Genomic DNA, 11,340 nt, shown 5'->3' with positions numbered 1-11,340 from the left:
CCCGCTCGTACTGCGTCCGGGCGGTGGCGCGGTCGCTGAACGGCAGGTTGAACTCGTCGGCGTAGCGGGCGGCGAGCTCCGGGGTACGGGTCCGGCCGGTGCCACCGAGGATCACCGGCGGGCCGGGCCGCTGCTCCGGTTTCGGCAGCGCCGGGGCGTCCTCCAGCGTGTAGTGGTCGCCGTCGAAGGAGAAGGTCTCCCCCTCCGGCGTGCGCCACAGCCCGGTGATGACCGCGAGCTGTTCGGCGTAGCGGTCGAAGCGTTCGCGCAGCGGCGGCAGGTCGATGCCGTAGGCGGTGTGCTCGTCGGCGTACCAGCCCGAGCCGAGGCCGAACTCCAGCCGCCCGCCGGACATCCGGTCCACCTGGGCCGCGGAGATCGCCAGCACCGACGGGTGACGGAACGTGGCCGCCGACACCAGCGTGCCGAGCCGGATGCGCGAGGTCTCCCGCGCCAGTCCGGCGAGTGTCATCCACGCGTCGGTGGGGCCGGGCAGGCCGCTGACCGATCCCATCTTCAGGTAGTGGTCGGAGCGGAAGAACGCGGAGAAGCCGCACTCCTCGGTCGTGCGCGCCACGCGGAGCAGATCGTCGTAGTCGGCACCCTGCTGCGGTTCGGTGAAGATCCTCAGGTCCACCGGGACGAGCCTAGTTGTTGCGGGTTGGGAGGTTGTTGACGCGGGGTGATCGGGGTCGGCCAGGGGGATGGGTCTTGCGGCGGCAGGATGACAACCGCCAAGTCCCTCGTCCGCCGACCCGCAAGGACCCGTCCTGTGTCACACCGTAATGCCCCGCTGTCTGTCGAGGGCCGTCGTTGCCTCATCGCTCGGTGCCAGCACCGTCCGATCGCCCACGTTGCCGCCGAGATGGGGATCTCGCGGCAGTGCGCCTCGAAGTGGGTCAACCGCTACCGCCGATTCGGCGAACTGGGCCTGATCGACCGGCCCTCAACGCCGCACCGGCAACCGACGGCCACACCGGGTCAGACCGTGTCCCGTATCGAGTCACTACGCCGCAGCCGAAAGTGGTCCGCGAACCGGATCTCCCTGGAACTGCCGGTCGAGGGTGTGCCTCTCGCTCGCCGCACCGTCACTCGCCACCTGCGGCGCCTGGGCCTGCAGCGTCGCCGTTTCCTCGACCCCACCGGCGCCAGCAATCGCGCACCGCGGCGGGGCACGACCAGCACTCCATCAGCCGGCAGGGCCGGTGGGTGCCCACCAGCGGCGAAGTCGCCGGCTACATCCGCGAGGAGGACGGGTGGACCGACAACGCCCTCAACGACATCGGCCTGTAGGGAGCCATAGCGTCCGCGATTCGCCGTGCCGCGGTGCCGTCCCCGTACGGAGAGGGCCGGCCGGTGAGGCGGGCGTGGGTGCCCGCGATGTCGGCGAGCCACTGGTTCACGGTGCCTGCGATGTCCTGGCCCGGTTGCAGCCGTGTGCCGAAGGCTCCTTCCACCTCGGGGCGTTCGTTGCTGCGGCGGACGACGAGGACCGGGCGTTTCAGCACGGTGGCTTCTTCCTGGACACCCCCGGAGTCGGAGACCACGACGGCAGCGTGGCGGATCATGGTGAGCAGGGTCGGATAGTCGAGGGGGCCGGTGCATCGAAGTTCGCGTGTGAACCTGGTGAGACCGGATTTCGTGATCTGGAATTGGGTGCGCGGGTGCAGTGACAGGACGAGCGGCCTACGGACCGCGGCGAGTTCCCGCAGGATCGTCTCCAGCGTCTCCACGTCGTCTGTGTTCTCGGGTCGATGGAGGGTCGCGAGGACGAATCCACCGGTGGTGGTCCCCACCTGGTCCAGGAGTTGTCGTTGCCGCCCGGGCTCGGGCAGGTTGTGGTGGACGGCTTCGACGATGGTGTTGCCGGTGACCGCGACCCGGTCGGGCGTGATGCGTTCGGCCAGGAGGTTGTCGCGGGCCGCGTGTGTGGGTGCGCAGCAGCAGTCGGCGAGGTGGTCGATGAGGACTCGGTTGTGTTCCTCGGGCATGGCGCGGTCGAAGCTGCGCAGACCTGCCTCGACGTGCACCAGCGGTGCGTCGGTCGCGTTCGCGGCGAGGGCCCCGGCAAGAGCGGAGGTCGTGTCGCCTTGCACCACCACCAGGTCGGGCCGGGTGTCGCGGAAGACCTGGTCGAGTGCGCTGGTCATCGCGCCGAGTTGGGTTCCCCGTGTCGCATGGTGGGCAGTGTTGAGTGCGACGTCGGGGGCGAGGTGGCCGGTCATGCCGACGGTGTGGTGTTGGCCGGTGTCGACCACCAGCGCTTTGGGGCCGAGCAGTGCGGCGAGCGGCGCGAGTTTGATGGCTTCGGGGCGGGTTCCCACGACGAGAGCGACAGTCACGGGTGTCTACCAGAACAGGTGTCCGCGTTCGCCCGTGCAGTAGCGGCGGGCGGTGACGAACAGGCGTAAGTACAGCTGGTCGAGGGCGAGGTAGTTGGGCACGAGCTCGGCGCGGGACAGTGTGCCGTCGCTGTGGCGGAGGCCGGTGTCGGCGCGGCTGGCGAAACGGGCGGGCACGGTGTCGGTGTCGCCGGCGGCCAGTGCGACCGCGTCGTCGACGTCGAGGTCGACGAGTCCGGTGACCTCGGCGTCGGCCAGTGGGATGTCTTCGAGGTCGATGTCGAGGGGCAGCAGGTGCCAGTGCTGGAACTCGCGTTCGATGTAGTCGGGCGCGAGGGTGACCGCGGTTTGGCGCAGCCCGATCGGATGCAGCTGGTCGTAGGAGACTGGGAGGCCGAGCTCTTCGTGCACTTCACGCACACCGTCTTCGACGTCCTCGCCCGCGTGGTAGTGGCCCCCGACGGTGATGTCCGCGTAGTCGGGCCGGTCGAACGAGTACCGGCCGGGTGCCTTCTTCTGCAACAGCACGCGGCGGCGGCTCGGGTTGAGGGCGAGCGCGGAGAACGTGCGGTGCCACAGCCCCTGGCGGTGGGCTTGCTTCTTGGTGTCGACGCCGACGTGTTCGTAGCGGTCGTTGAAAATGTCGATCTCAGTCACGGGTGTGAACTCCTGCCGGGCCGGTGTGGTGCTGCCAGTAGGTGCGGAGGGCGTCGAAGTAGTGGCGAGGGTCGCCGACGGTGACCCAGTGTCCCGTGATCCGGTGGACTGAGACGCGGGCGTCGGCGGCGAGTTGGCCCGTGGCGATGCCGAGGTCCACCTCGCCACGCGCCAGCTCGGTGGGCCGGAGCCGGTCGAGGATCGACGGCCGCAGGACCAGGCGGGAAACGACCGCGAGTGGTTCGTCCACCGTTTCCGGGGCTGGGCGTTGACGGATCCTACAGACACGATCCGGGGAGTCGGTGGTGTCGACGATGCCGAACGAGCGCGTGTCGTTCCGATCGATGTGTTGCGCCGCGATGACGCCTTCGGTGTCACCACACAGGCGGTCGCACATCGCGGCGAGGTTCCCGCCGGGTGAATGTTCGCCGATGAGGAGGTCGTCGCCGAACGCGACCGCGAACGCCTCACAGGAGGCGAGCCGTTCCCGGACGGTGAGCAGTGGGGCGGCGTTGCCGTAACCGTGGGACAAGTCCTCCACGACGGTCTGGACGGGCATCCCCTCGGCGCGCAGACCTTGCACGTGGGCTGGGATGAGGGTGTCGCCGGGGCTGGTGACGACGATGACGTCGGTGGTTCCGGCGCCCAGGCATTCCCGGATCACGTGTTCGACGGCGGGCGTGGGGCCCAGCGGCAGCATCTCCTTGGGCACCGTGGAGGCGAACGGCTGGAACCGTGTGGCCGCGCCCGCCGCGGTCACGACCGCGGGAAACCTGCTGCTGGTCATGGAAGAACCCTCTCCAGTGTCGGAAGTACCCGTTCCAGTTGGCCGAGTGGGTCGCGTATCCCGAACCGGACCTCCACGCAGGGGACAGTGTCGGCGACATTCGACACGACCGGTTCGGCGTGGCGCTGGAGTGCGGCGTCGGGCGTCGCGCGGGGCACGAGCCACGGTTGTCGCCAAAACTCGTCGCGGGGCGTGAAGCAACTGGCGGACAACACCCGCCGGGCTTCCGCTGGTGGGAGCGTGCGGATGGTCGCAGGTTCAGCGGTGTCGGTCAGCCGGGGCACGATGATCGTCCGCAGCCAGGACCCGGGAGCGAGGGAAGTCCCGAGCGCGGCGGCGTACTCGCGGGCGCTGAACTCGACTTTCTCCGTGGTTCCGAAGGTGGTTGGGAGCGTGTCGACCGGGCGCTGCGGGCGGGACAGGCCCGGCACGGCGTCGGCGAGTTCGGGCACGGCTTCCACCGTGCCGCGTGCGACCGGGACAGGTAGCGGGACGGCGACCAGTCGCCGCTGGTGATCGAGGATGAGCCGATCGTTGGACAGCAACGCGCCGCGGGTGGCGCGTATCAGGCAGGTCAGCAGCGTGGTTTTGCCCGCCGAACGAGGTCCGACGATCATCACCCCGTGGCCGTCGATGTCGACGCCGGCCGAGTGGAAGACGACACCTCCGTGGTCCTCGTAGGTGCGCAGCATCGCCTCCCGCATCAACCGCAGCGGGTGGGCGTGTGGACGTCGCGCAGTGGAGTGCAGATACAGCTCGATGCTGCGCCCGTGCACGCGGACGGCGTAGGCGCGGGTCTGGTGCTCCAACGCGTCGGCCGCCACGGCGTAACTGCGAGCCCCGGTGGGTGTGCGGGTCTCGGTGAGGACCACCCCGGGAACTGGTTCGAGGTGTCGGGCTACCGGTGGCCGGTTCGCGTCCCGGGCGACCTCTTCGCACCGTGCGTCGTCGGGCTGCACGATGAGACGGAACGCTCCGAAGTTCTGGTCGCCGAGGGGGCCGGGCAGGTAGTCGGCCAGGTATCGCCGCTGCTGCGCGGACCAGGACGCCGGCGCGTTGAGCTCGAACGTCAGGTCACCCAGATGCGACGTCCACGAGTCGTACGGCTGTGCGGTCATGACCACTCCTGGATGCGTCGGGCGACAATGTCGATGCGCTGTCGGCGGGCGTGCTCGGTGGCCTGCCGAAAACCCAGAACCGACGTGAGTGAGAAGAACTCGTGCACCGAGTCGACCGTGATCTCGCCGCGCACGGCGCGGGTCGCCAGTTGAAGTCGGGCACGGAACCACGTGGCCGGGAAGCCCGCGGTGGTGGTGTCGGCGGTGACTTCCTCGACGATGGGCAGTAGTGCACGAGCGGACGCCCGGTTCGGTGCGCGCAGACATGCCCGCAGGGCGTAGCCGAGGAACGCGTCGAGCACGACCGGTGTGTCGCAGCTCAGCGCGGTGAACAACTCGTCGAACAGGGTCACCGGCTCCGGCCGCAGACTCGGAATCAACGGCGGCAGCACATCGACGAGCACCGGCCGGCCGCCGGTGAGGCAGAAGTTCGCGAGGTTGGTGTCAAGCCGCGCGTCCGCGCCGTCGAGGGACCGCACCCAACACGTGATCTCGGTGGCGGCCGCGGCGACGACGGCGGATTCCGCGTGGCCGGCGGCGTGGAGAAGGGTCGGTCCCGGCACCCACCTGTGGCGGACCGTCAAGGGTTCGGAGTCGACGATCCGCAGGTCGTCTGCAAGCCGCACCCCACCCGCCCGGAGCGCGTCGACGTAGGCGCGCATCCCGGCCGGACCGGTAGCGCTCATGGCGGTGACGAACCGGGCGCCCGCCGGATGCTGTCGAGTGAGGCGCTTGATGACGTGCGCACCGTCGCGACGATGAGCGTCGAACTCGCCCACCTGTTGACTCACGACACACCCCCGCCACGCTCGTCGAGGAAACCGTCCGCGTCGGTGACCATCGCGCGGAACTCGCCGAGCAGGTCGAGCCCCAGCCGGTCGGCGAGCACGTCACAAGCCGCGAGGACTGCGCCGGCGGCGTGCGGCAGCGACGGCGGGTCCCCTTCGGGCCGGTGGCGGTAGCCGTGCTCGACCAGCGCGGCCTCCGCGAGGTTGCCCGCTGCCACGAGCAGCCGCAGGAACGCTTCAAGAGCCGTTTCCGCGTGCGGCAGCTCGGCACAGCCGACAGGCTCGGAACCGGCGAGAACGGTGATACTCAACGCGGCGAGCACGATGTCGGCCAACTCGTCTCCGACGTCGTCGATGGGACGGCGCGGATCCTCGAGCCCGGCGACGTCGGCGCCGTGCACACGCAGCAGGCACAACGCCAGGTGCCCGACCTGCACGGACAACTCCGCGGCCGCGGTGCTGGGATCCCAGTCTCGGGGCGCGGTCGTGGCGAACCGGCGGCGCAGACGGCGCACGTCGCCCAACACCTCGATGGTGTGCTCGCTGAGCAGGCGGCGGGTCACGGCAGGATCACGGGCGTCGCCCCAGCCGTCCCGCTGCTCCAGTACGGGTCCCCACCGTCCCGCGCCACCCGGATCCGGATACCGAGGTCTTGGGTCAGCGCGGCGGCGACGTTCGTCCCCACTGCCGCGTCGATGACCAGTTCACGGCCCTGCCCGACCAACGAGAACGACGCCGCCGGCACACCGCGGCGAGCCAACGCGGCACGCACCTCGTCATCGCTGGGCGGCGTGCGCTGGGAGTCGGCGACGGTGCAGCGCTCCCGCTGCGCCACCGGGCAGGTGTTGCGCACCCGGCACGTGAGGCTGCCGAAAACGCCGAACGAGTCCGCCCGGTCAAGGACGAAGGACAGGGCACAGGAGTTCGTGTGAAACACCGGATAGCCGGGATGCCGCTGCCAGGTGCGGTGGATGAACTTCCAGAACGCGCGCGGATACACGCCCTCCGCCTCAGCCACACCCGGGGTGTTCGCCAGCTCCGGCCAGGATTTCGCCATGCGTTCCAACGCGGCGGGCTCAACTTTGAGCCCGGCGGCGACGGTGCAGGTCGCGTAACGCGCCGCGTGGTCCAGAACCCGACACATCGTTTCGCGGTCGGCGGAGCTCGGGAACGCGGGCCGCCAGTAGTGCACGATCGGAACCCCGGCCTCGGCCAAGCGGGGGAAGTTGTCCACGATCGCGTCGTGCCGGATCCCCCGCTCGACTTCGCGGGACAGGCCCGAATAGCTCAGGTACACCAGCACCGTCGCCCCGTGTTCGCGGGCGGAGTTGATGGCCGCGATCGTTTCGTCCGGGACCCGGCACTTCGTGATCAGCACCAGCGGATTCGGCACCGCACGCCGCACCCATTCCCCCAGCAGCGCGGACAGATGCGCCCGGGAGGTCGGCAGCGCCATCACATCGGTCCAGGTGTAGAACGCCACCGGACGCGACGGGCCGTAGAACTCCGAGCTGAGCAGCAAGCTCACCGACTCGTGTGGCGACGCGACCTGCGTCGGCGGCACAGCGGTCTGCCCGCGCTCGTTGAGGAAGCAATAGGTGCAGCGCTTCGGACAGCCCTGCACCGGATTGACCGCGATCCACGTCGCATGCTGATCCACGACCGGCGCCCACACGCGGCCCGGATCACTGGCTTGAACGTGGTGCGCTGCGGGAACAGTCATTGTCGTGCCCTCCCACCTCGGCCATGCGGTGATGCCCAACTCGTGGCGAGCTCCACGTAACCGCACACCAGCTTTGGTCGGAGCGTGGCGTGCCGACTTGGCACGCCGGTTGCCGATCAGGCAACTCGGGTTGAAACGCCCTCGGTGTCGCTACGGTGAGCGGTGACGCGATTGCTGGAGGCGCACATGCAGCAGGCGAGCAGGGGGGACTTGATCAGACAGGCTCGACGGGCGAAAGGGTGGACCCAACACGAGCTGGGACGACGTATCGGCTACACCAAGACGCGGGTGTCGAGGGCAGAGACCGGGGCGCAGCCGATCCGGGACGTCACTGTTTTGCGGCAGCTGGCGGACGTTCTCGACGTGCCACCGTCAACGTTCGGCCTCGTCGACCAGTCGCCTACCGTTGGGTCCAGTCTGCACAATCACACTTCGGAGGATCCGGTGGACCGTCGCGCATTCCTCGGCGCGGCCGGCGCGTTCGGTGTCGCGGCCGCGTTCACCCAACCTGCCGCGGCCGCCGAACCGGACCCGGCGGTGCTGCTGGAACGGCGGATGTCGTCTTGCCTGTTCACCACCACCGGCGCCAACGCCGCACCGATGCCGGCGGTCGAGCTGCGGGCACGGCTGGACCGTGCGCGGGTCGGATTCGACGCGTGCCGCTACGTGTGGCTGTCCGACGAACTCCCGCGGCTGGTGTCCACCGCTGAGGCGAGCATGGCCGCCACACCGACAGCTGAAACCGCGGCGCTGGCCTCAACCAGCTACCAGCTCGCCGCGCACGCCCTGGCGAAACTGCTGGTGTCCGGGTTACAGCCGATGGCGGCCGACCGTGCCGTCCACCGGGCGCAGCAGGCCGACGATCCTCTGGTGCTCGCGCAGGCCCGGCGGGTGCTGTCCACCGCGGCACGCCGGATCGGTGACTACGAGCAGGCTGAACGGGTCGGCATCCGCGCGATAGAGGACCTGCCGCTTCGACAGGATCATCCGGCCACATGGCGGCACGCGGTCGAGCTGTGGTGCGTGGCCGGATACGCGGCCGCCATGCGAGATGACCGGGACCGGTCGGTGGAGTGCTACCGGGAAGCGGCTGCCGTGGCCGACCGGATCAGCGACCACCACCAGCTGCGGCGGGCGCGTGACTACGCCCTGGCGCACCAGATCAGCAGCGCCCACAAGTTGGGTGACTCCGCCACCGCGTTGGACGCGGCCCGCAAGGTTCGCCTCGACGCGCTGCCCACCACCGAACGCAAGGGCCGCTACCTGGTCGATCTCGCGATGGCATGGCAACAGCACGGCCACGACGACCAGGCATATCGAGCTGTGCTGCTCGCGGAGCACCACGCCCCGGGAGAGGTCCACACCCGCAGCTCGGCGCGGCAGTTGATCGGCTCCCTGACCACGTCGCCCCGGCACGGCGCCATGCCCGAACTGGGGGGACTCGCCCGGCGGGCGCACATCACTGTGTAAAGACGCGACCCGGTGGCCGACCACCACGAACAGGGCACCGCCTGAGCCTCCCTGCAAAGCTGACGGGTGAGGACCTCAACAGAACGGTCCGAACGGAAATGGCACGGACGGGAAGGGTGTGGTTGCGTGCGGCCATGCGGATGGCTTCCTCGATCAGTGGTGTGCGGTAATGGTCGTCGATGGCCCAGCCGACGACGGCTTTCGAGTAGCAGTCGATGACCGTTGCCAGATACACCCACCCCTCGCCGGTCGGGATATACGTGATGTCACCGACCATTTTCGCGCACGGCGTGCGCGCGGTGAAGTCGCGTCCTGCAGCACGTGCGTGCTGGGCTCGGTCAAGCTCGGCCACCAGGGGCGTGGCTGGCAGGGCACGAGCTCGAGTTCACGCATGATGCTGCGAACCAGCTCCGGTGTGGCCGGCTCGTTGGAGCGGGCCAGCCAGGCGTGGATGCGCCGGTGTCCGTAGGTGCCGTCGGAGTCGTCGAAACACTTCTTGATCAAGGCACCCAAGTAGCGACGACGCCGGTCCGTGTCCGACTCGGACCGCGACAGCCAGTCATAGAATTCGGATGCAGCTTTTCCCAGGAACTCCGTCTTCATGCGCAACTGACGGTTTTCCTCTTCCAGCTCGCGCAGCCGCGCGCGCTCCGACACGCTCAACGACGGCTCCGGGTCATCACGTACGGCCTCGTGCGCGTTCACGCAGTCCCGCAGTGTCTGCTGGATCAACCCCAGCTCCCGAGCAACCTCGGCCACAGTACAACCGGTCTCGGCTTCCAGTCACCAACGTCGCGGCCTCATACACCTAGTCGTCGGTGACGGCGCCGTGCTGGGAGAGGCCGGTGACGCCGGCACCGGTGTCCTGCTCGGCGTCGTCGCCGTACCGGAGCCGCTTCCGAGCCTCCTTCCCGGTCGCGACCCTGATGGTCGGACCTCGACACCGAAGCGCTCCAGGCCTATCGCGACTTGGACGGAAGGCTGCACGCCATGAATGCCTGGACCGCGAGCGGGCGCGACCTGGCAACGTACAGAAGGGCGGTGTCCGATGACGAAGAGGACGGATGAGACGTCCGAGCGCGCGGCCCGGGAAGACGCCCGTGCGCTCGAAGCCGAAGCGGAGGCGACCGGGCCCTACCCGCCCGAAACCCGGATCACCCGACCGAATCGGCCCAGCCGGATGTTCAATGTCCGACTGACCGACGACCAGTTCAACGACTTGTGGGAAGTGGCCCGTGAGCACCACCTGCCCATGTCGACCATGGCGCGCTCGTGGCTGCTCGAACGCCTCGACCGGGAGCGGCGCGCGAGCTAGTCGGCGTCCGGTCGGCCTGCCCGGGCTTCGAGGGAGGCTCGCCGGACCTGGTCGAGCAGGCCCGTCATCGCCCGTTCCAGTTCGGTGGCGACCTTCTCGGGGTCGTCCGCGTTCGCGATCTCGGTCGCGGCGCTGCACAGGGTGCCCAGCAGCAGGCGGGAGGTCATCTCCACGGGCATCTCGACGAGCTCCCCCGCGTCGATGAGGTCACGCATGCTCTGCCGGATCAGTCCGAGGCTGTAGTGGTCCTCGGCCTCCCGCCACCGCTGCCAGCCCATCACCACCGGCCCCTCGTGCAGGGCGATGCGTTGGTAGGCCGGGTCGAGGCAGCTCGCGATGAACTCGCGCAGGCTGGTCAGGGCCCGTTCCCACGGCGGGCCGGGCCGGCGCAGCAGCGCCTCCAGCCGGTCCTTCACCCGGGTCTCGACCGCGTCGAAGGCCGCCTCGAAGATCGCCTGTTTGCCGGAGAAATGGTGATACAGCGCGCCCTTCGTGACGCGCGCCCGCCGGGTGATCTCGTCGAGCGAGGTCCGGCCGTACCCCCGCTCGGTGAACAGCGCGACCGCGCTGGCGACCAGTGCCTCCCGGGTGGACTCGGCATGGTCGTCCCGCCGGGAGCGTGCGCCGCCCGGCGGGGGCGTCCGGCCCGCCGGGCCGGTCGCCTTCTGTTCGGACCTCGGTGTCACCACGCTCACAACCTTAACCCCGGGCACAGTCTCCGTACCGATGGTATGTTGAGCACGGAAAGTACATACCGACAGTATGACTCAAACCATCGGTATGCCCCGGTTCACACCGGGGATGCCCGGTGGGACGAGGCCGGAGAAGGGGGCAGGCCATGAGCTGGAAGGACTTCTACCGCAGACGCGAGATCATGGACGCTGCGGTCGAACTGGGGAATCACGACGCACACGGGCGGATCCCGTTCGACCGGATCGACGGGGCGCGGGACCTGTTCGGCAGCGAGGAGAACCTGCTGCTGGCGCTGCACCAGCGGTGGACCCAGGCGCTGAGCGGATATCTGCGTGCCCGGGTCGCGGGCCCGGAGGACGCCGACAACGTGCCCGGCGGCGGGGAGCGGGACCACGTCGACGCGGTCTCCCGCGCCTGGCGGGCCGCGGTGCGGCGCAACACCGCCCT

At 69.4% G+C, this 11,340-nt stretch carries 11 protein-coding genes and 5 pseudogenes; 5 read left to right on the top strand and 11 right to left on the bottom strand.

Annotated features, from left to right (window positions below; translation table 11 throughout):
* A partial coding sequence (locus tag ACTIR_RS23505) for an LLM class F420-dependent oxidoreductase (protein ID WP_034240223.1) occupies window positions 1-637 on the bottom strand: 637 nt, incomplete at its 3' end.
* A gap of 135 nt (window positions 638-772) precedes the next feature.
* Between ACTIR_RS23505 and ACTIR_RS25500 the strand changes: the two are divergent.
* Window positions 773-1,171: pseudogene (locus tag ACTIR_RS25500) on the top strand (helix-turn-helix domain-containing protein); the annotation flags it as partial.
* 64 nt (window positions 1,172-1,235) lie between these two features.
* Here the strand turns inward: ACTIR_RS25500 and wecB are convergent.
* The 7 genes from wecB to ACTIR_RS0114615 are packed head-to-tail and all read right to left on the bottom strand — an operon-like array spanning window position 1,236 to window position 7,415.
* Window positions 1,236-2,342 carry a non-hydrolyzing UDP-N-acetylglucosamine 2-epimerase gene (gene wecB / locus ACTIR_RS0114645; protein ID WP_026454856.1) on the bottom strand — a complete coding sequence of 369 codons (1,107 nt, stop codon included), beginning with the start codon at window positions 2,340-2,342 and terminating at the stop codon, window positions 1,236-1,238.
* Between the two features lie 6 nt (window positions 2,343-2,348).
* Window positions 2,349-2,999 carry an NUDIX hydrolase gene (locus ACTIR_RS0114640; protein WP_026454855.1) on the bottom strand — a complete coding sequence of 217 codons (651 nt, stop codon included), beginning with the start codon at window positions 2,997-2,999 and terminating at the stop codon, window positions 2,349-2,351.
* A complete protein-coding gene (locus ACTIR_RS0114635; protein ID WP_026454854.1) occupies window positions 2,992-3,786 on the bottom strand; it encodes a sugar phosphate nucleotidyltransferase in 795 nt (264 codons plus the stop codon). The genes ACTIR_RS0114640 and ACTIR_RS0114635 overlap by 8 nt, the downstream gene beginning before the upstream one ends.
* Window positions 3,783-4,904 (bottom strand): phosphoenolpyruvate carboxykinase (ATP), encoded by a 1,122-nt coding sequence (locus ACTIR_RS0114630; protein WP_034240220.1) that lies wholly within the window; start codon window positions 4,902-4,904, stop codon window positions 3,783-3,785. The genes ACTIR_RS0114635 and ACTIR_RS0114630 overlap by 4 nt, the downstream gene beginning before the upstream one ends.
* Window positions 4,901-5,695, bottom strand: a complete 795-nt coding sequence (locus ACTIR_RS0114625; RefSeq protein WP_233345917.1) for a hypothetical protein — start codon at window positions 5,693-5,695, stop codon at window positions 4,901-4,903. Before ACTIR_RS0114625 ends, ACTIR_RS0114630 begins: the two co-directional genes overlap by 4 nt.
* Complete coding sequence (locus ACTIR_RS0114620; RefSeq protein WP_026454851.1) at window positions 5,692-6,255, bottom strand: hypothetical protein; 564 nt, start codon at window positions 6,253-6,255, stop codon at window positions 5,692-5,694. The genes ACTIR_RS0114625 and ACTIR_RS0114620 overlap by 4 nt, the downstream gene beginning before the upstream one ends.
* Window positions 6,252-7,415, bottom strand: a complete 1,164-nt coding sequence (locus ACTIR_RS0114615) for a radical SAM protein (protein ID WP_052583896.1) — start codon at window positions 7,413-7,415, stop codon at window positions 6,252-6,254. Before ACTIR_RS0114615 ends, ACTIR_RS0114620 begins: the two co-directional genes overlap by 4 nt.
* Before the next feature lie 186 nt (window positions 7,416-7,601).
* Between ACTIR_RS0114615 and ACTIR_RS27550 the strand changes: the two are divergent.
* Window positions 7,602-7,778: pseudogene (locus ACTIR_RS27550) on the top strand (helix-turn-helix domain-containing protein); the annotation flags it as partial.
* Between the two features lie 81 nt (window positions 7,779-7,859).
* Entirely contained in the window at window positions 7,860-8,885 is a 1,026-nt protein-coding gene (locus tag ACTIR_RS23500) for a hypothetical protein (RefSeq protein ID WP_026454849.1), read from the top strand.
* 127 nt (window positions 8,886-9,012) lie between these two features.
* Here the strand turns inward: ACTIR_RS23500 and ACTIR_RS27545 are convergent.
* Window positions 9,013-9,195, bottom strand: a pseudogene (locus tag ACTIR_RS27545) (DDE-type integrase/transposase/recombinase); the annotation flags it as partial.
* A 59-nt stretch (window positions 9,196-9,254) separates the two neighbouring features.
* Window positions 9,255-9,668: pseudogene (locus tag ACTIR_RS27540) on the bottom strand (IS3 family transposase); the annotation flags it as partial.
* Window positions 9,669-9,933: 265 nt separating this feature from the next.
* Here ACTIR_RS27540 and ACTIR_RS0114605 point away from each other — a divergent pair.
* Window positions 9,934-10,200, top strand: coding sequence for a hypothetical protein (locus tag ACTIR_RS0114605; RefSeq protein ID WP_026454848.1), 267 nt, complete (start codon window positions 9,934-9,936; stop codon window positions 10,198-10,200).
* On the opposite strand, the gene ACTIR_RS0114600 is transcribed toward ACTIR_RS0114605, so the two are convergent.
* Window positions 10,197-10,889 (bottom strand): TetR/AcrR family transcriptional regulator, encoded by a 693-nt coding sequence (locus ACTIR_RS0114600; RefSeq protein ID WP_026454847.1) that lies wholly within the window; start codon window positions 10,887-10,889, stop codon window positions 10,197-10,199. The genes ACTIR_RS0114605 and ACTIR_RS0114600 overlap by 4 nt on opposite strands.
* Window positions 10,890-11,038: 149 nt before the next feature.
* Here ACTIR_RS0114600 and ACTIR_RS26710 point away from each other — a divergent pair.
* Window positions 11,039-11,340: pseudogene (locus tag ACTIR_RS26710) on the top strand (hypothetical protein); the annotation flags it as partial.

Source organism: Saccharomonospora iraqiensis subsp. iraqiensis, from assembly GCF_000430445.1.
Classification (GTDB): Bacteria; Actinomycetota; Actinomycetes; order Mycobacteriales; family Pseudonocardiaceae; genus Saccharomonospora; species Saccharomonospora iraqiensis.
This window is presented reverse-complemented; position numbering and strand designations above follow the sequence as displayed.